16 protein-coding genes are annotated in these 17149 nt (G+C 62.4%); 7 read left to right on the top strand and 9 right to left on the bottom strand.

The features are described 5' to 3' along the window. Positions 1 to 36: 36 nt before the first annotated feature. Positions 37 to 1233, bottom strand: coding sequence for a M20 aminoacylase family protein (locus tag JF545_RS07285; protein WP_206940736.1), 1197 nt, complete (start codon positions 1231 to 1233; stop codon positions 37 to 39). Between the two features lie 165 nt (positions 1234 to 1398). Between JF545_RS07285 and JF545_RS07280 the strand changes: the two genes are divergently transcribed. Then, a complete protein-coding gene (locus JF545_RS07280; protein ID WP_206940734.1) occupies positions 1399 to 2292 on the top strand; it encodes a LysR family transcriptional regulator in 894 nt (297 codons plus the stop codon). A gap of 128 nt (positions 2293 to 2420) precedes the next feature. Here JF545_RS07280 and JF545_RS07275 read toward each other — a convergent pair whose 3' ends face one another. The 3 genes from JF545_RS07275 to JF545_RS07265 all read right to left on the bottom strand — a co-directional run bounded on the left by JF545_RS07275 (position 2421) and on the right by JF545_RS07265 (position 4662). Next, positions 2421 to 3881 (bottom strand): Na+/H+ antiporter family protein, encoded by a 1461-nt coding sequence (locus JF545_RS07275; protein ID WP_242520713.1) that lies wholly within the window; start codon positions 3879 to 3881, stop codon positions 2421 to 2423. A gap of 293 nt (positions 3882 to 4174) precedes the next feature. Further along, a complete protein-coding gene (locus JF545_RS07270; protein WP_206940733.1) occupies positions 4175 to 4381 on the bottom strand; it encodes a hypothetical protein in 207 nt (68 codons plus the stop codon). Further along, on the bottom strand, positions 4378 to 4662 hold the full coding sequence (locus JF545_RS07265) for a hypothetical protein (RefSeq protein ID WP_206940731.1): 285 nt from the start codon (positions 4660 to 4662) through the stop codon (positions 4378 to 4380). The genes JF545_RS07270 and JF545_RS07265 overlap by 4 nt, the downstream gene beginning before the upstream one ends. A gap of 523 nt (positions 4663 to 5185) precedes the next feature. Between JF545_RS07265 and JF545_RS07260 the strand changes: the two genes are divergently transcribed. Continuing rightward, on the top strand, positions 5186 to 5671 hold the full coding sequence (locus JF545_RS07260; protein ID WP_206940729.1) for a fasciclin domain-containing protein: 486 nt from the start codon (positions 5186 to 5188) through the stop codon (positions 5669 to 5671). A gap of 212 nt (positions 5672 to 5883) precedes the next feature. Here JF545_RS07260 and JF545_RS07255 read toward each other — a convergent pair whose 3' ends face one another. After that, the gene (locus JF545_RS07255) at positions 5884 to 6366 is read right to left on the bottom strand and encodes a phosphatidylglycerophosphatase A family protein (RefSeq protein ID WP_206940727.1); all 483 of its coding nucleotides are present in this window, start codon (positions 6364 to 6366) and stop codon (positions 5884 to 5886) included. A gap of 144 nt (positions 6367 to 6510) precedes the next feature. Continuing rightward, positions 6511 to 7452, bottom strand: coding sequence for a transglutaminase family protein (locus JF545_RS07250; protein WP_206940725.1), 942 nt, complete (start codon positions 7450 to 7452; stop codon positions 6511 to 6513). A gap of 738 nt (positions 7453 to 8190) precedes the next feature. Between JF545_RS07250 and JF545_RS07245 the strand changes: the two genes are divergently transcribed. After that, positions 8191 to 9648, top strand: coding sequence for a circularly permuted type 2 ATP-grasp protein (locus JF545_RS07245; protein ID WP_206940723.1), 1458 nt, complete (start codon positions 8191 to 8193; stop codon positions 9646 to 9648). A gap of 4 nt (positions 9649 to 9652) precedes the next feature. Continuing rightward, a complete protein-coding gene (locus JF545_RS07240; RefSeq protein WP_242520712.1) occupies positions 9653 to 10639 on the top strand; it encodes an alpha-E domain-containing protein in 987 nt (328 codons plus the stop codon). Positions 10640 to 10780: 141 nt separating this feature from the next. Here JF545_RS07240 and JF545_RS07235 read toward each other — a convergent pair whose 3' ends face one another. From JF545_RS07235 to JF545_RS07225, 3 genes are all read right to left on the bottom strand, one after another. Further along, complete coding sequence (locus JF545_RS07235) at positions 10781 to 11863, bottom strand: zinc-binding metallopeptidase family protein (protein WP_206940721.1); 1083 nt, start codon at positions 11861 to 11863, stop codon at positions 10781 to 10783. A gap of 133 nt (positions 11864 to 11996) precedes the next feature. After that, positions 11997 to 12932, bottom strand: a complete 936-nt coding sequence (locus JF545_RS07230) for an alpha/beta hydrolase (RefSeq protein WP_206940719.1) — start codon at positions 12930 to 12932, stop codon at positions 11997 to 11999. Further along, positions 12929 to 13450: a GNAT family N-acetyltransferase gene (locus tag JF545_RS07225; protein ID WP_206940717.1), complete on the bottom strand. Its 522-nt coding sequence runs from the start codon at positions 13448 to 13450 to the stop codon at positions 12929 to 12931. The genes JF545_RS07230 and JF545_RS07225 overlap by 4 nt, the downstream gene beginning before the upstream one ends. 377 nt (positions 13451 to 13827) lie before the next feature. Between JF545_RS07225 and JF545_RS07220 the strand changes: the two genes are divergently transcribed. From JF545_RS07220 to JF545_RS07210, 3 genes are all read left to right on the top strand, one after another. Further along, positions 13828 to 14664, top strand: coding sequence for a glycosyltransferase family 2 protein (locus JF545_RS07220; RefSeq protein WP_206940716.1), 837 nt, complete (start codon positions 13828 to 13830; stop codon positions 14662 to 14664). Next, the gene (locus JF545_RS07215) at positions 14661 to 14948 is read left to right on the top strand and encodes a lipid-A-disaccharide synthase N-terminal domain-containing protein (RefSeq protein WP_206940714.1); all 288 of its coding nucleotides are present in this window, start codon (positions 14661 to 14663) and stop codon (positions 14946 to 14948) included. Before JF545_RS07220 ends, JF545_RS07215 begins: the two co-directional genes overlap by 4 nt. 81 nt (positions 14949 to 15029) lie before the next feature. Continuing rightward, positions 15030 to 16790 carry an ArnT family glycosyltransferase gene (locus JF545_RS07210; RefSeq protein WP_206940711.1) on the top strand — a complete coding sequence of 587 codons (1761 nt, stop codon included), beginning with the start codon at positions 15030 to 15032 and terminating at the stop codon, positions 16788 to 16790. Positions 16791 to 17149 lie beyond the last annotated feature (359 nt).

Raw genomic sequence — 17149 nt, 5'->3', positions numbered from 1 at the left:
TGATCGGCCAGCTGTGACTGGCCAGCGGCGATCGGGTCAGGAGGCCTTGGCCAGTCCTTCGAGCGCGATGGCGACCAGCAGTTGGCTGCCGGTAGGAATGATGGCGTCGTTGAAGTCGTAGCGAGCGTTGTGCAACGGCGGAGTGTCCGGCGTGTCGGCGCTGCCCAGGAAGAAGTAGGCACCAGGGCACTGCTCCAGCATGAAGGCGAAGTCCTCACCCCCCAGGCTTGGGGCTACCTCTTGCTCCAGCGCCGATTCACCGAGCACCCCGCGGGCCGTATCGATGACATGCTGAGTGGCCTCGGGGTGATTGATGGTGGCGGGGAAAATGCGCTGATGGTCGACCTCGATCTGGCCCCCGTAGGTGGCTGCGACACCGTCGCAAGTACGGGCGATGGCGTCGGCAATGCGGTCCTGTGTGGCCAGGTCGAGGGTGCGGACGGTGCCGCTCAGGCGGACCTCATCGGGAATGATGGCGAAGCCATCGAGTTCTCCGCCCTTGATCCCGCACAGGCTAAGGGCGGCAGGCGACAGCGGGTCGGCATCTCGCGATACCACACTGTGCAATGCCTGAATGAGGGCTCCGGCCATGCGCACCGGGTCGATGGAGAGATGAGGGTTCACGCCACCATGGCCGCCCTTGCCACGGACGCAAATGTCGAGGCGGTCGGTCGCAGCCATGATCGGGCCGGGGCGGATCGCAACCTGGCCTCTGGGCAGGGCGGGCCAGTTGTGCAGGCCGTAGATAGCGTCCATGGGGTAGCGCTCGAACAGGCCGTCCTTGACCATTTCGCGTCCGCCACCCAGGCCCTCTTCTGCCGGCTGAAAGACCAGGTAGACGATGCCGGAAAAGTCGCGATGGCGAGCCAGGTAACGCGCGGCACCAATCAGCATGGTGGTATGACCATCATGCCCACAGGCGTGCATGATGCCGGGTACTTCGGAGGCATGAGCGTGGTCGCTGGCCTCCTGGATCGGCAGCGCATCCATGTCCGCACGCAGCCCGATGCGACGCCCGTTGTCCGCCGCCAGGCCCTTGATGGTGGCGACCACACCCGTACCGCCCAGACCCTGTTCGTAGGGAATATCCAGGCGTTCAAGCTCTTCACAGACCCGCGCCGAGGTGGCGTGCTCCTTGAACCCGAGCTCGGGGTGGCGGTGAAAATGATGGCGAAGTTCCGTCAGGCTTTGCAGTTGATCGTCGAAGAACGAGGTGTCGATAGTCAGGGTCATGGGATGCCGCAGATGTGTGAATGATGTTCACCATCATGGTCGGCGGCTTTTTATAGATAAAATATTATTATTTTTCTATTACCATGCTTTTATTGTATGGATGCCGGGTGTCTGGCATGCCCCTGGGGGCGTCGGCGCCGGTGGCTGGACCACGAGGAGGCGAGCATGGACTTCAAGCAATTGCGCTATTTCCTGGCGGTGGTCGAGGAGGGCTCGATCTCCCGCGCTGCCCGGGAGATTCCGCTGGCCCAGCCCGCCCTGACGCGGCAACTCAGGCTGCTGGAGGAGTCGGTAGGGGCAACGTTGCTGGAGCGTTCGCGTCACGGTGTCAGCCTCACGGCAGCCGGCAGTGCGTTTCACCGAGAGGCGAGGCGGCTACTACGGGAGTTCGAGACGGCCAAGCACGATGCGCGGCGTATCGCCGATGGCCAGCTTGGTCAGCTGCGCTTGGGCGTGACGGTCATGCACCTGTGGGTGCCGCAGATTGTCAGGCTGCTCAACCAGTTTCGTCAGAGCTACCCAGATGTCAGCCTGAAGGTGCAGTCACTGCTGTCTGCCCCACAGGTGGAGGCGCTTCGGCATCATCAGCTGGATGCAGGCATGCTGTTCTTCCCCCCACAGGACGATGATCAGCTCGACAGCCACTGCCTGTATGAAGATCGACTGGTGCTGGTCGTGAGCAAAGGTTCCCGGCTGGCGCGGCACCCGCCGAAGACACTGGCTGAACTGACCGGCGAGGATTTCATCTGGTTCGAGCGAAGCGCGACGCCGGTCTACCACGACAAACTCATCCATGCGTTTCAGCGGCGCGGCTTTACCCCGCATGTGGTTCAGGAAGGGACCGACAATGCGACCATGCTATGCCTGGTGGCGGCTGGTATGGGCTGTACCATCATGCCGGAGATGACCATGACGGGGGCACCGGAGGGCGTAGTCAGCATCGCGCTGGATGACCTCGACATGGTCTTGCCATTGATGCTGGTGTGGCGGCGAGACGCCAGCCTGCCGGCGGTGCGTCGGCTGATCGACGTTGCCGAATCCCTGGCACTGAGTCGTTGATTGCTGCTCAGCTCCTTTCTCTGCCGCCGGGAACGTTGGCGCACAACAGCAGGCCTGGGATCTGCAGCAGACGGCGTCCGCGTCACGGGGACGCCGTCCTATCCCGCTGGGTCGCTGCCCGGTGAGCGTCAGAGCACCATCGCTGCGATCCAGGCAAAGACCAGCATACCGAGGTTGCAGTGCAGGAAGGTGGGGATGACGCTGTCCCGAATATGGTCGTGTTGGCCGTCGGCGTTCAAGCCGGCCGTGGCCCCGAGGGTAATGGTCGACGCAGGCGAGCCGGCATCGCCGAGGGCGGCAGAAGCGCCCAGTAGGGCAATGGCCGCCAGCGGGTCAAAGCCCAACGTCAGCGCCAGCGGCAGATAGATCGGGGCCAGGATGGGCACGCTGGCAAAGGAATCGCCAAAGCCGATGGTAATGAACAGACCGACGATCAGCATGACCGCTGCGCCCACCGCCATGTTGCCGCCAATCAACGCTGCCGAGGCGCTGACCAGGGCGTCGATTTCCCCCGTCGCGGTCAGTACGCCGGCGAAGCCTGAGGCGATGGTGATGATGACGGCGATCTGAGCCATCATTCGCAGCCCATCGGTGAACACGTCGTCCTGCTCCTGCCAGCGGAAGATGCCGCCAAGGGTCAGAATCAGGAAGCCCACCATGGCTCCGATCAGCAGTGAATCAAAGCTAAGCTGAAAGACCAGCGCCACGGCCAGCGCCGCCAGCGTGATAATGAGCTGAAGGGGCTTCAGCCGCGTGGGGGCGGTCGGCCGGGTGATCGCGACGGAGGCGTCAGCAGTGGCGTAGTCCCGCGGCCTGCGGTAGCTGATGAAGACTGCCACCAGCAGCCCTGCGACCAAGCCCAGCACGGGTAAGGCCATGGCCTTGGGCGCCATGTCGGCAGTCGCTGTCAGGCCGTGTGCAGCGCCCACGCTGTTGACGTTGGCCAGCAGGATCTCGTTGAGGAAAATGGCGCCAAATCCGGTGGGTAGCAGCAGGTAGCTGGTGCTAATAGAGCACGCCAGAATGCAGGCTACGGCGCGGCGGTCGACCTTGAGACGGTCCAGCACACCAAGCAGCGGTGGGATCAAGATCGGGATAAAGGCGATATGCACCGGTACCAGATTCTGGGACATCAGCGAGGCCACGATGAATAGCCCGAACAGCGTCCATTTGACGCCGCGCCGAGTGCCTTCCTCGTGACTGCCAAGTCGCGATGAAATGGCATCGGCCAGCAGCTCCAGCAGGCCACTGCGGGACAGCGCAACGGCGAAGGCGCCGATCATCACATAGGTCAGACCGACCTGAGCGCCTACCAGCAGATTGTCGTTGAACGCGCCGATGGCGTCGGTCATCGGCATCCCCGCATGCAGTGCGCCGAGCATGGCCGCACTGATCAAGGCAATGGCCACGGGAATCCTCAGCAGGCAAAGGATGATCATGCTGAGAATGGTCAGCACTACCGCGTTGATGTGATAGCCGACTGCCAGGCTGATGCCGTACAGCGCGGCGCACACCACGAGGATAGGAAGCGCCTGGGCGCGGCTGTCTTGACGGCGCGCTGAGGCCGCCGGAATTGCATTGTCGGGCATGGTGTCTCCGGCTCAATCTGAGCCATGTGTCCAGGTGGTTACGGGGCGGCCAGTGAGGGGTGTGACGCGGGTTTGACGCTGCTCACCTCTCAGTGTGCTGGCAGCGGCAAACGTCACTGGCGCCAAGATCATACCTCAAGACACCGCTCGCCAGGCGTCTAACCCTGCAAGCCCCCTGTCATGTCAGGTGCTATTTCAGGTACTTGCCAGACCGGTGATTCACCATGCCAATAAAAAGCGCCGCCCTGATGGGGCGGCGCAACATCGCCAGGACGCGGTGGCGTGTCAGTGTCTCAGGCCATGGCCGCCGCTGGGCTGGGCATGGGCTGAGGGGGAGGTGGCGTCGTCGCCATGAGTGCCCGTTCCAGGTCCATGGCCTTGCACTTGTAGGCGGTACAGTTGGCACAGTGCACGCTGTCACCGTCGTCGCGACCAACAGGAAGAGTGAAGCGGCTGTGACCGCAGATGCTGCAGTTGAGGTCTAGAGCAACGGTAATCATGCGCTGCACTCCTGTGCGACAGCACTGCGGTGTTGGCCATGTTGCTCTCTGCGGATGGCCATCATCAGGCTGCGAGACTTGTTGAGAAATCGCAGATAGTCCGGTGTCTGACGCTGCTCCCAATCGGCAACGGTGGCGTGAAACTCGTCACACTCGACGCAGCGGAGTTCATCCCAGTCATTGCGCTGCGAAACGGATGCCGGAATAAGGGTGGCCTGGTCATGGCCGCACAGTGTGCATGTGATGGGGTAGTACATCTGGCGCCCTCCTTGGCGCGTCATCTTTCATCGCTCCTTGCGAGGTTACGCTGCAAGCGGTGGCTCGCTGCCTTGCTGGCCTACCCCTTGCAGCGTCATGTACAAGGTTGTCATGTATTTCTATTTTGTGCAAGTTGTGTATAGCTTATACGGGGTGCGCTTGCGCTGTGGCGTCGCCGACGTTTCTTTCGACGCAGCATGATGACGCCTCTTTGTGACGTTTTGATGGATAGGGTGAGGGGAAAGCGTCGGGTAGAAAAATACTTGTACGATATATTTATCTGGTCTAGTTTTTGTACATGATGTTGTTACATACCGCCTCGGTGTTCTGAGTGGTGCAGATGGCCTTGGTTTACAGGGCCTTGGTTCACAGGGCTTTGGTTTACGGGGCTTGGTTTACGGGGCCTCGGTTTCAGGAGCCAGGTTTCAGGAGCTCTGGTTTAAGGAGCCGGGTTTGCGGAACGCAGGTTAAGAAGCCCTGGTGGGTAGGGCTCCGGTGCCACGAGCCGACAGGTCCACCGAAGGCATGATGTCAGGAGGAAGGAGCATGAAGGCAAAGGGACTTTTGGTCGCCGGGTTGCTGTTCAGCGCCTCGGCAGTTTGCACCAGCGCAGCAGCGGCTGAGGGCGACACGCTGTGGCAGGTGATTCAGGACGATGAGCGCCTGACGACATTTGCTACTGCGGTGGAGGCGTCCGACCTGGACGAGCGCATGAGCGAGGAAGGGGAGATGACGGTCTTCGCGGCGACCCAGGAAGCCTTCGACGCGCTGCCCGAAGGCCGCCTCGACGATTGGCTAAGCGACGACAAGACTCAGCATCGTCGTCTGGTCGAAGTCGTGTCCTATCATCTCGTGGATGGCGCGTGGCAGCCAGGCGACAGCGATGTTGTCACCACCCTGCAGGGTACCGACATGTCGGTCGAGGAGCAGGATGGTGATTGGCAAGTAGGCAACGCGACGCTGGTAGAACGTGACATTCAGGCAAGCAATGGTGTCATCCACATCATTGACGCTGTGCTGATTCCGGAGTGAGTTCTGGACTGACTAATAGGTTTCGATCGAATCCTGTCCCGTCTTGCCGCCCTTCAGGGCGGCTTTTTTTGTCATGAACAGGCGTAGGGAAACACTGCATAAATTCCTTCGCTTCGTTGCGCGCTTCTCGATCTCCTCACCTATACCGCCTAGGCTCCGGGGTCGGCGCTGCGTGGGCCTTGCGCCGCTAGGCTGATGCCTTCAGCACTTCCTTAGCGAGGGCTGTCGGTGCGCCAGTAACGGCGTGTCAGGCGTACCAGCAGGGCCAGAGTCAGGGCCGCATAGACGGCGGCCATGACATCATCCGCGACAATGCCCAGGCCGCCGCCGATGCCTTCGATCTCCCGCACGGGGGATAGCTTGGAAATATCGAACAGACGAAACAGCAGGTATCCGAGCGGCAGCATGATCCGGCGGCGGTGGCGCGAGAAGGCCAGAACTACCAGCGGCAGGGCTACCCACTCATCCAGCACGATCTGGGAGAGATCGCCGCCACCCAGCCACAGCGAGGCAAAGTGGCAGATGGGAACGGCGGTCAGGATCAGCAGCAGCGCGATCGCAAGCCGTCGTGCCGGCGGCAGCCGCAGCAAGTACCAGGCCACGGGAATGCCGATCAAGGTTCCGACGGTTCCGGGGGCCCAGGGCGAGTGGCCTAGCCCGAAGCCTGTGGCGATCCAGATCAGCAGGTCCTGCATGACACCTCTCCAGCAGTGCGCCCCAGGGAATCGTCAGGCGCCAAGACGCCGATAGTGGCGATTGGCGAGCGGGAACGCAATGCGAACATCCCAGTGTGGTGTAACGCTCAGGCTCCAAGTGCTAGCGGCTCGGGCCGTGCCGTTTCAGCTGGCCAGCGGCTCGTCCATGCTGTCGCTATTGTCCCCATGACCCCCGGCGCTGGCGTCCGGGTCGCTGGCGATGGGCAGGACATCGACTTCGACCTCAAGCTGTTGCCGGCCGCCACCGGTCACGACGCCCTTGATCGGCGCTACGTCGTCATAGTCTCGGCCCCAACCCAGCAGCAAGTGACGCTCGCCAACGCGCACACCGTTGGTGGGGTCGAGGTCCAGCCAGCCCCACCCCGGTATCAGCACCGCGAACCAGGCATGTGAGGCGTCTGCCCCTAGCAGGCGGGGCTGCCCAGGAGGCGGACTGGTCTCCAGGTAGCCGCTGACGTAACGAGCGGCCAGGCCGATAGAGCGCAGGGCGGCGATCGCAAGATGGGCAAAATCCTGGCAGACCCCGCGACGCTCTACCAGTACCTGCGACGGCGTGGTTTCCAGGTTGCTGAACTGACTGTCGTAGTAGAACTCGTCATAGATACGGCGATTAAGGGCATCCACACACTCCACCAGGTCGCCGCCAGGGGGAAAGCAGGCCTCCACCCACGCCGCCAGCAGTGGACGACGCTCGATATAGGCCGAGTTTTCGAGAAATGGCTGAGCTTCCCAGTAGCTCGTGGTGCCAGGTGTTGCCAACAGGTCGCGGCAGGTTTCCCAGGACATGGCATTGGCAGGGGGCTGGGGCCGTGGGGAGGTGGTGATCCGCGCTTCCAGGGTCACTTCCAGCACCTGGTGCGGCGTGTCGATGGCAAACAGGTTGATACGGTTGCCAAAGGCATCGCAGCGTTGCTGGTGCAGCGGAGTCAGGGGCGATGTGGACAGGCGCGCGAAGGCCACCTGTTGCCAGCCCAGCACGCGAGGGGACAGACAGGCTTCGTTCTCGCTGAGCGTCACGATCTCGCTATAGCGATAGCGGGTGGTATGGCGCAGGTAATAGTTCATCTTGCAGTGCCCGAGCGAGGGCCTGATACGCGCATGACGCAGCGCCGGCTGGCAGGCACGTCATGGCCAAGGATGGACCGTCCTGCGGTCCCGGCATACGAGGACATGATGAGTGCGATGTGTCTCCTGATGACGAAGGGATACAGCACCCGTGGCGCTGTGATCAAGATGTACCCCAGGCTGGGCATCGGCTCAAGTCCGCCGTATGCCCGTTGAGCTGCACTGTAACCTTATACCCTCAGAACCTCATCCCTCAGGACCCCTGGCAAGTATCCGCAGGTGGGTCCATGAGCTTGGCTCGCTTTCCTGACCAAGCTCTCCAGACCAAACTCTCCAGACCAAACTCTCGTGGCCAAACCATCCACACCCCTTTGGCGGCGACAAAGCATCCACATCCTGTTGAGGTTGGAGAGGCCGGCGTCAGCCCGTCGTGACGCACTGTCCTGGTGCGCGCGTCGGCAGAAGTGCCCCGAGGACGAGCCAGCAGCCTACCAGGGGAGTGACGCATGCGTCGCCATGTGGCCGTTGCGGTGCCGATTGTCCCGGCGGCTAACTTACCTGTGTCCGATACGGCAGATTTTCTGTGTTCTGGTACAGACCTTGCTATACAGCAGGTAGGGGACCCCGATATGTCGATGGGATGTACGCCAGTCTGGTGCATCACGATCCGGTGCAGGATGCCCCGGTGGACGAAGGCATAGCAGGGTAGACCGCTGTTGATAACAAGAGGGTGTGCCGATGAGCCATGTGGATTGGCAGCAGTACAACTGCGCTGGGTTCTACGATGAACTGGTGGCCATGCCCGGGATGCCGCGGGACGCGGCCAAGATGCTGTGCGACGTGCTGGAGGGATTTGCGCCGGATGAGCTGGCTGAGCGCAAGACGGCGGCAGAGATTGCCATCAGAACCATGGGCATCACCTTCACGGTGTACTCGGAAGGCAGCATGATCGATCGGGCCTGGCCCTTCGATATCGTACCCAGGATCATTCCCGCCGATGAATGGCGGCGTACCGAAGCCGGCCTGAAGCAGCGCGTCGAGGCGCTCAACCTGTTTATCGACGACCTCTACCATGACCAGAAGGTCATCAAGGATGGGGTCTTGCCCGCCGATGTGCTGGCGCAGTCGGTCAACTTTCGTCCCCAGTGTGTCGGTATCGACCCGCCCCACGGCGTCTGGGCACACATTTGTGGGTCCGACCTGGTGCGCGGTGGGGACGGCACGATCTACGTGCTGGAAGATAACCTGCGAATCCCCTCCGGCGTCTCGTACATGCTCGAGAACCGCAACGTGACCAAGCGCGTGCTGCCGGAGCTGTTTGCCTCGGGCAAGATTCTTCCCGTGGACGATTATGTGCCCCAGCTTTACGACATGCTGGCCGGCATGTCGCCTCGTCCCTGGGACGACCCGCAAGTGGTGGTGCTGACGCCGGGGATCTACAACTCTGCCTACTACGAGCATGCCTATCTGGCGCAGCAGATGGGGGTGCAGCTGGTCCAGGGCTCTGACCTTGTCGTCGATGATGACGATGTGGTCTACATGCGCACGGTACAGGGGCTGACCCGGGTAGACGTCATCTATCGGCGTATCGATGATGCCTTCCTCGACCCGGAGGCCTTCCGTGCCGACTCTGTATTGGGGGTGCCGGGACTGATGCGGGCCTGGCGCAGCGGCAAGGTGGCACTGGCCAATGCCCCCGGGGCCGGGGTGGCCGATGACAAGGTCGTTTATGCCTTCGTGCCGCAGCTGATCAAGTACTACCTGGACCAGGATGCCTTGCTGCCGAACGTACCGAGCTACCTCTGCATGCTTGAGGAGGATCGGCGCTACGTGCTGGAGCACCTGCATGAACTGGTGGTAAAGCCGGCCAACGAGTCAGGCGGCTACGGCATGCTGATGGGCCCTCAGGCCTCCCAGGCGGAACGCGACGCCTTCGCCAAGTTGATCCAGCAGGACCCGCGCAACTACATGGCCCAGCCCATGCTCAACCTGTCGACCACGCCGACCCTGTTCGACGGTCGGCCTGAGCCTCGCCACGTCGATCTTCGGCCCTTCATCCTGTCTGGCCAGGATGGTGCCTATGTCACCACCGGCGGCTTGACCCGTGTTGCGCTGGTAAAGGGCTCGCTGGTGGTCAACTCGTCCCAGGGCGGGGGTAGCAAGGACACCTGGATCGTCGAGACGGGGGAGGACTGAGACCATGCTGATGCTTTCAAGAGTCGCCGAGAACCTGTATTGGATGGCCCGCTATATCGAACGGGCCGAGGACACCGCGCGCCTGATCAATGTCTCCAGCCACCTGATGCTCGACATGCCCTATCGACAGCCGCTGGGATGGGCGGCGATGGTCGATATCACCGGAGGCGGGGAGCTTTTTTCCACCCTTTACGATGAGCCCAATGACCGCAACGTCATCCAGTTTCTGTGTGCTGACCGGCGCTACTCCGGGTCGATTCTGTCCGCCCTGGCTCAGGCCCGGGAAAACCTGAGGACTACCCGGGACGTGGTGCCCCGGGAAGTCTGGGAAGAGATCAACCAGCTCTACATGAATGCCAGCGCCCAGGCAGATGCCGGGTTGGGACCTGGCCGTCGCGAGGTCTTTCTCAAGCTGGTGATTCGTGGCTGTCAGACGCTGATTGGCCTGATCGAAGGTACCCTGAGCTACGGCGGTCCGCGGACCTTCATGATGTTGGGTCGCCAGCTGGAGCGTGCCGACATGATCACCCGCATCATTGATGTGCGTTCGGCCAACCTGCTGCAGCGAGACAGTGATGAGATTCGGCCCTTCGAGCACCTGCAGTGGATGAGTGTGCTGAAGTCACTGACCGCCTACCAGATGTATCGCCAGCACGTGCGTTGTCGAGTAAGAGCCACTGACGTACTGCGTTTTCTGGTGCAGGACGGCAAGTTTCCACGCTCGGTGTCGCGCAGTCTGAAGGACAGCATGCGTGCGCTGCGCTCGCTGCCGCGGCATGACAGGGCATTGGCCACCGCGACGCTGGTTCACGCCGATGTGGCCGAAGCCGACGTGCTGGCGCTGGTTCGTTCTCCCGAGGCGCTGCACGAGTTCATCGACACCCTGCAGCAGGGCGTTGCAGAGCTGCATGCCGCCATTGCCCGCACGTACTTTCCGACGCTGGATGACCTGGAAGAAGTGGCGCTGGCGACGGTGGCCAACGAGGAATAGCGGGACGTCGCGAACGGTAGCTACGCCATGCGCCGACTCGCTGTCGGCGCCATGGCAGAATCCTGAGCGGTCGAGTTGTTGACGTCCGCCATCACCCGTATGGCCTTCCATGCCTGCTGTCGCTTGCTGACGGTAAAGGGGTCAGGCAAGCGTTTGCTGTGACGCGGCGTCTGCATGGCGGGCAGACAGCACCATCTCGTGGACGTAGCGCAGCTTGGCGGCAATAGTCGGCGTAATCACTTCCGGGACCAGGTCGAGCAGCCCCATCTCGCGGTTCATTTCATTGAAGCCCAGGCTCAAGCGACCAAAGGTGTAGAGCATGGCGTCCAGGTCCTCGTCAAAGCCGGTGGGGGTGATGCCGAAGTGTCCGGCGGTATCGAGGATCGCCACCATATCGAGGTAGAAGCCGAAGGTCTCGGCGAAATCCTCCCAGGGGTGCATGGTGGCGTAGGCGGACAGATGGTGCTCTCGCCAGTCTGCAGGTGGGCCCTGCTGGTAGTGGCGCTCGAGGGCGTCGCTGTAGCTGGGGTGGCGATGGTCACCAAAGACGGCGATGCAGGCGTCTTCGTCTTTCCCCTTGATCAGCAGCTCCCAATAGTAGTGACCGATCTCGTGTCGGAAATGCCCGATCAGCGTCCGATGAGCCTCATTGAAGTCGGTGCGCAGCCGTTCGCGTTCGACATCATCGGCCTCCTTGACGTTGATGGTGATGTGACCGCCGGCGTGCCCGGTAAACACCGGCATGCCTTCTTCGCTGCTGTGCCATCCTCCTTCCACCGGTACTTCGTCCGCCAGGAACGAAAAGGATAATGGCGGGTCGGCCTTGTCTGGGCTGACCTCATGGGGAAGCCCCAGCAGATCAAGGGTATAGAACAGGCGTCGCTTGGCACTCTCGAGCTTGGCCCAGCGCTCGCGATGGCCTTCGATGGACAGGTCAGGAATGGCCCGGTTGTGGCGGCAGCAGTCACACAGGGTTATCCCCTGGTCGGCCTCCTGGGCCGTGAGCATGCGATTGCACACCCCCTCCACCGCATAGTTATGACACTTGACCAGCAGGGTGCCACAGCCGTCGTCGACACAGCGGTAGCGCCCGTCAGCTTGCCGCTCCATGGCGACCAGGGCATTGCATCCCGGACACCAGCCCACCTCCGTCGCGCAGACCAGGCATTGGGTGTTATCGAAGAACAGCCGATTGTCGCAGCGGTGACAGGGGTAGTGGCGCATTGAGGCGTCCTCGATCAACGGCAATACATCAGTTGCCGCTAGTATAGCCAGCCTAGTGGTCAGCGCTGTGTTGAGTGTGCTCAACGGATGGGCAGACCTGCCCCGCTGCGCCAGGCTGGCTCGCTCACCGGCATCAGCCGAAGCGTTGAGACGGCCCTTGGCATAAATGCGCCAGGAAGTTTGCCTGGTCCTCGGCGAGGCGGGGTTGCCAGGGGGATTCGTAGATCGCGAAGTGGCCGGTGTCGTAGGTCTTGAGGGTGACCCGGCCCTTGAGGCTGTCGGCCAGTCGGTAGCCGGGGGCAATCGGCGTCACGCTATCGCGGAGGCAAAGTTGCAGCAGCAGCGGACAGGACAGCCGGTGGGCGATCTTGACGGGCCGATAGAGTCCCAGCGCCAGCAGCGCACGCGGGGCAATGCGGTTGTCGAAATCGTCACTGGCGAAGCGCTGAATGCCTTCCAGCGCATCGGGTGCGGTGAGTGCGGCCAGCGTGCCCGGCTCATCTGCCAGCGGGATATAGTGTGGGGACCGCCCGAGGCTGCCGCGTATCAAGTCGGCAAGGCCCGCGCCGGTCATGCGCAGGAAGGTCCCGATCCCTTCGTCCTTCAGCTTCACCAGTGATGAGGCCTGGCCGTCCAGCATAGGATTCATGGCGATGACGGCGGCGATATCCCGACGCCGTGCCGCCAGCTGGAGGACGTGGGCGGAGGAAAATGACGTCCCCCATAGCACCAGCGGACGGAGCGGTTCGAGGCTGCGCGCATGATCGATGGCCGCGAGGTAGTCCTGCTGCTGACGGCGAATGCCGAGCAGCTGGCGCGGTTCCCCAGCGGAGCGTCCGAAATGGCGATAGTCGAAGGCGAGCACGCTGTGGTCCGCCTGCTGGAGCGCCATGGCGTAGGGCATCAAGCCGCCCTCGACGGTGCCGCCAAGGCCATGGGCCATGACCACCAGGGCACCGCTGTCCGGCGTCGCTGACGCCGACGGTAGCCACCAGCCGTGGCAACGGGTGCCTTGGCTAGGAAATTCCACCTGGCGAATGGGCTCTGGGTGTCTGTTGCTATCGCTCATGGCGTGGCCTTGTCTCTCACCGCTTGGCCCGGTATCCCGGGGTGGTGGGGAGCGAGCTCCAGGGTCATGTAGACGCTGTTAGGATCGACGACATAGTCGGCGAAGGGCGCGCAGGTGACGAAGCCATGCTGTGCATAGAAGCGCCGGGCCGGGGCAAACCCAGGCTGGGAGCCCGTCTCAAGGCTCAAGCGTCGGTAGCCGCGCTGACGAGCTGCCGCTATCAGGTGTTCGAGCATCCGCGTGGCGATGCCACGTCTCAGTTGATCCGCAGCAGTGCGCATTGACTTGATCTCGCCGTGATCGTGGCCAATCGCCTTCAGCGCCACGCAGCCGACAAGTCGATCCTGCTCCCACAGCCCCCACAGGGTGACGTCATCGCCCTTCAATTCGTCCAGGCTAAGTGCGTGCTGGCTCTCCGGAGGAGAGTCTGGCGCCAGTCGCTTGAGGTCTCGGCGGTGGGCGCGAATCATGGCCACCATGTCGGGGTGAGTCAGATCATCTTGCTTGAACTGAAACATAAGGGTCCTCGAAGATGCTGGCGCCTGGCCGGGCCAGCCACGGACTTGTGTATCGCAGTCTCCGATCACAGTCTCCGATCACAGTCTACAAGGCTAGGCCGCATCCGGCGAAATGCGTACCCAGGCCGCGAGTGGCTATCAAGTCAGCCGTGTCAGGGCTTCGTGGCAGGAGACGTCCACTGTCATGACGACCTATTTTCGCCAGGTTATGTGCCATAACGTCGTCGTTTTGAAGGGCGGCGTTCCCGGTCAATGACGTCGATCGACAAAGCATAGATATATGCGCGTTATGTAATCTTATGTTGCGGTGAATTAAGGCCCGCTTAAGGTTGGCGGTCCATGCTGTCCCTCCTGCACTTGCTGATGGAGAGGCCAAGATGGCGCCCGTTACCTTGTCGGTACTGATCCCCGCCCACAATGAGTCGGCCAATCTGCCCGGCCTGCTCGACGAAATTGCCCAAGCCCTGGCGGACCATGACCACGAAGTGATTGTGGTGGACGATGGTTCGGATGATGACAGTTGGACGGTACTGGTCAGCCGGGCTAACCGACAGCCGACGCTTAGACCGCTGCGTCATCACAGCAGTGCAGGCCAGAGCACGGCGCTGTGGCAGGCCGCCCGACATGCGCGGGGGGAGTGGTTGGCCACGCTGGATGGGGATGGTCAGAATGATCCCGCCGATATTCCTGCGTTGTTGCAGGTCGCCATTGCCGAACGAGCCGACCTTGTCGGCGGCCATCGAGTCCGTCGCCAGGATAGCTCCCTGAAGCTGTTTTCCTCGAAGGTGGCCAACGCGGTTCGCGCTCGTTTGCTGGGCGACGGCTACCCCGATAGCGGCTGTGGCATCAAGGTCATCCGTCGAGCAGCATTCGCCTCCTTGCCCTACTTCGATCATATGCACCGCTTCCTTCCTGCCCTGATCACCAGCCAGGGAGGTCGTTGCCTGGCTCGGCCAGTCCATCACCGGCCCCGTGGTCAGGGAGCTTCCCACTACGGTCTCGGCAATCGGCTATGGGTAGGCATCGTCGACATGCTCGGGGTCATGTGGCTTCAGCGACGCAGTCGCCTGCCGGTGGACTGCCGCTGCGTGGACAATGCCCTGGACCTGCCTCGGGTCAGCGATAGCACAGCGCTTCCATCTCACTTCATCGCGACCCAAGCGACCAATGACCAATCAGTGCCTGCAGTGCCGACGCTGGAGCCGGTGCGATGACCTGGAACCTATGGTTGCTGGTCGGCTTTCTTGGCCAGGCGCTGTTCTCCGCTCGGTTTATCGTGCAGTGGATTGCCAGCGAGAAGGCGCGGCGCAGTGTCATGCCAGTGGCTTTCTGGTTCTTAAGCCTGGGGGGCGGTGCCACGTTGCTGGCTTATGCGATCCATCGTCGCGACCCGGTGTTCATCATGGGGCAGGGTGCGGGCCTGTTCATCTATTTGCGCAATCTAATGCTGATGCGCAAGGCGTCCCAGCGTGACCGTAACGTTCGCCAGGCGGCGTAGACGCCGAGCGGGCCCTGGTGGAGTGTCTGTGCTCTGCTCGAGGCCAGCGTGCCTGTTCAGAACCCTGTTGAGGAAAGCAGCATGTTCGTAGTGGGATTACCCCGACGCCCCGGCTGGGGCTGGTGGCTTGGCCTTGTCGTCTTTGCCGTGGCGCTGTTGGCCCTGGGGCTTGGCTGGCGGGATCCGTGGCCCGCCGATGAACCACGTTTTGCGCTCAACGCGGTGGAAATGCTGGTCACCGGCGAGTTTTGGATTCCTCATCGGGGCGGAGAGCTGTATGCCGACAAACCCCCGATCTTCATGTGGGCCAGCGCCTTCTTCATCTGGCTGACCGGATCCATGCGTATCGGCTTCATGCTGCCCTCGCTGTTGGCGGGGCTCGGCACCCTGGGCCTGATCGTGGATCTGTGTCGTCGCCTGCATGGCCCCCGGGTGGGTCTGCTGGCGGGTATCGCGACGCTGGCCACGTTGCAGTTCGTGCTGCAAGCCAAGACCGCTCAGATCGACATGCTGCTGACATTTTTCACCACGCTGGGTACCTACGGCGTGTTGCGTCACGCCTTGCTCGGACCCGCCCGGGGCTGGTGGCGGGCAGGCTTCGTCGCCATGGGGGCCGGCATCCTGACCAAAGGCGTGGGCTTTCTGCCGCTGGCGCTGTTGCCCGTCTGGGGCGTAATCAGTTGGTGCGGTCGTCACCAGGGACAGGCCAGGGTCACACCACTGCGCCTGCGCGACCTGGTGGAAGGCCTGGCGTGCCTGCTGGCGGTGGTGCTGGCCTGGGGGCTGCCGATGATCCTTATCACGTCGTTGTCCGATGATCCGGCGCTGGCGGCCTACCGCGACAACATCCTGTTCAAGCAGACCGGCGAGCGCTATGCCGATGCCTGGGCCCACCTGCGGCCCTGGTATTACTACATCGTGCAGGTGCTGCCCTGGGCCTGGATGCCATTGGTGCTGACCTTGCCCTGGGCGCTGCCGAACTGGTGGCGCCGAGTGAAGCGCGGCGATGCCAAGGTACTGCTGCCACTGACAGCCGTCATCCTGATCGTGGTGTTCTTCTCGCTTTCACCGGGCAAGCGAGGCGTCTATATGCTGCCGACGCTGCCGTTGATGGTCATGGCATTGGCCCCGTTGCTGCCGGCCCTGGTCCGGCGAAAGGGACCTAATCGAGCCGGCTTCGGTGGCCTGGTGTTTTTCGCCCTCTTGCTGGCGACGGCGGGCGTCCTGGGATTGGTGGGCTTCGCTCCGCTGGAGCGCCTGGCCCATCGCTACGGTGTGACACCGTGGTGGGAGTGGCTGGCGCTGGGCGCTATCGCCCTTGCTCTGGCGCTGGCCCTCAAGCCACGCCGTGGAATGACGGCCATCACGCTGTTCTTCTTCTGCCTGTGGGGGTGGTGGAGCACCTTTGGCTATGCCTGGATGGATCCGGAGCGCTCTCCCCGTGACATGATGGCTCGCGTCTCTCAGGAGGTGGGGCCCAACGGTGAGGTCGCGCTGTTGAACTTCGATGAAGAAATCCTGCTGCATGCGCGGTCTCGCAGCGTGCATTTCGGTGACATGACGCCGCTGGAGAAAGAAGTGCCGACAGCCATGGCCTGGTTGGCCGAGGCCCCCGAACAACGCTGGATGCTGGTGGTGGACAAGGATCTGGAGGCGCTGAGCTGTGGAGATCTTGGCCAGGCCGTCGAACTGGGCCACCAGAATCGTCATGACTGGCTGCTGTTGCCGGGGACAGCCTTTGCTGGCTGCCCAGCGGATCGCTTCGCTGCTCCCATCTACCTGGCGCCGACCTCGGTGCCTGCCAATGGCGCCGGCAGATATTTCGGTGACGCAAGCCGCTAGGCAAGCACTGTGCGGGTGACTGCGCGGACGAGCTAGGGTAGCGAACAATACTTAAACCGATCTTGTGCAAAAGTTGCATTTAAAGGGTTGCATGAAGAGGGGTGAGTGGGTAGCTTGTGGCAGGGGGCAGACGGCCCCCTGCAAGCGGCGCAGACCCGATGAGGTGGGCTTCTCATTGTCATGCCTCGCTGGCTGCGTCGCTGGTACGAGTTCGAATCTGAAAGCTGATCAATACCAATGGAGGGTGATCGGATGGAAGTGCAGACGTCGTCCAATCCGCAAACAGTCAACCGTCGTGGCGGCATGGCGCATCGCGCGCGTCAGAGCCAACATGACGGACAGCGTCACGCTCGCCGTGG

Origin of the sequence: Halomonas litopenaei, from assembly GCF_017303055.1 — a bacterium.
In the GTDB taxonomy this organism is placed as follows: Bacteria; Pseudomonadota; Gammaproteobacteria; order Pseudomonadales; family Halomonadaceae; genus Halomonas; species Halomonas litopenaei_A.
The sequence above is the reverse complement of the archived record's forward strand: the minus strand, read 5'-3'. Positions and strand labels throughout refer to the sequence as shown.

Excerpts from the sequence above, each read along its gene's own strand:
- JF545_RS07245 (WP_206940723.1), top strand. The coding sequence starts at position 8,191 with ATGAGCCATGTGGATTGGCAGCAGTACAACTGCGCTGGGTTCTACGAT.
- JF545_RS07210 (WP_206940711.1), top strand. The coding sequence starts at position 15,030 with ATGTTCGTAGTGGGATTACCCCGACGCCCCGGCTGGGGCTGGTGGCTT.
- JF545_RS07275 (WP_242520713.1), bottom strand. The coding sequence starts at position 3,881 with ATGCCCGACAATGCAATTCCGGCGGCCTCAGCGCGCCGTCAAGACAGC.
- JF545_RS07250 (WP_206940725.1), bottom strand. The coding sequence starts at position 7,452 with ATGAACTATTACCTGCGCCATACCACCCGCTATCGCTATAGCGAGATC.
- JF545_RS07220 (WP_206940716.1), top strand. The coding sequence starts at position 13,828 with ATGGCGCCCGTTACCTTGTCGGTACTGATCCCCGCCCACAATGAGTCG.
- JF545_RS07265 (WP_206940731.1), bottom strand. The coding sequence starts at position 4,662 with ATGACGCGCCAAGGAGGGCGCCAGATGTACTACCCCATCACATGCACA.
- JF545_RS07230 (WP_206940719.1), bottom strand. The coding sequence starts at position 12,932 with ATGAGCGATAGCAACAGACACCCAGAGCCCATTCGCCAGGTGGAATTT.
- JF545_RS07225 (WP_206940717.1), bottom strand. The coding sequence starts at position 13,450 with ATGTTTCAGTTCAAGCAAGATGATCTGACTCACCCCGACATGGTGGCC.
- JF545_RS07215 (WP_206940714.1), top strand. The coding sequence starts at position 14,661 with ATGACCTGGAACCTATGGTTGCTGGTCGGCTTTCTTGGCCAGGCGCTG.
- JF545_RS07260 (WP_206940729.1), top strand. The coding sequence starts at position 5,186 with ATGAAGGCAAAGGGACTTTTGGTCGCCGGGTTGCTGTTCAGCGCCTCG.
- JF545_RS07285 (WP_206940736.1), bottom strand. The coding sequence starts at position 1,233 with ATGACCCTGACTATCGACACCTCGTTCTTCGACGATCAACTGCAAAGC.
- JF545_RS07240 (WP_242520712.1), top strand. The coding sequence starts at position 9,653 with ATGCTGATGCTTTCAAGAGTCGCCGAGAACCTGTATTGGATGGCCCGC.
- JF545_RS07280 (WP_206940734.1), top strand. The coding sequence starts at position 1,399 with ATGGACTTCAAGCAATTGCGCTATTTCCTGGCGGTGGTCGAGGAGGGC.
- JF545_RS07255 (WP_206940727.1), bottom strand. The coding sequence starts at position 6,366 with ATGCAGGACCTGCTGATCTGGATCGCCACAGGCTTCGGGCTAGGCCAC.
- JF545_RS07270 (WP_206940733.1), bottom strand. The coding sequence starts at position 4,381 with ATGATTACCGTTGCTCTAGACCTCAACTGCAGCATCTGCGGTCACAGC.
- JF545_RS07235 (WP_206940721.1), bottom strand. The coding sequence starts at position 11,863 with ATGCGCCACTACCCCTGTCACCGCTGCGACAATCGGCTGTTCTTCGAT.